Annotated in this window: 2 tRNA genes; both read right to left on the reverse strand. The window is 46.3% G+C overall.

Annotation, left to right across the window (positions count from 1 at the left end):
* Positions 1 to 103: 103 nt before the first annotated feature.
* A tRNA-Ala gene (locus tag D6855_RS16605) sits at positions 104 to 176 on the reverse strand.
* Positions 177 to 202: 26 nt separating this feature from the next.
* A tRNA-Ile gene (locus D6855_RS16610) sits at positions 203 to 276 on the reverse strand.
* Positions 277 to 365: the final 89 nt, after the last annotated feature.

A 365-nucleotide genomic window follows, 5' to 3' on the forward strand; every position in this document is an offset into this window, starting at 1 on the left:
TGGATCTTCGATGTCGATTATAATCGTAGTTTCTGATTAAAATCTTTCATTTCAGTATTCGGTTTTCAAGGTACAATGTACAGCTCCTTTTAAAGGAACTGAGTGGAGATGGAGAGATTCGAACTCTTGACCCCCTGCTTGCAAGGCAGGTGCTCTCCCAACTGAGCTACACCCCCACGGTGCCAATTAGTGCTTTTTAAAATGGGCTTAAGTGGACTCGAACCACCGACCTCACGCTTATCAGGCGTGCGCTCTAACCGGCTGAGCTATAAGCCCGCACTAATCTTATTTTTTATAAATCCGGCAGCCACCTATCCTCCCATACCGTTGCCAGTATAGTACTTTCGGCCGCTTACGTCTTAACC

Source organism: Butyrivibrio sp. CB08, assembly GCF_003625485.1.
Lineage (GTDB): Bacteria > Bacillota > Clostridia > Lachnospirales > Lachnospiraceae > Butyrivibrio.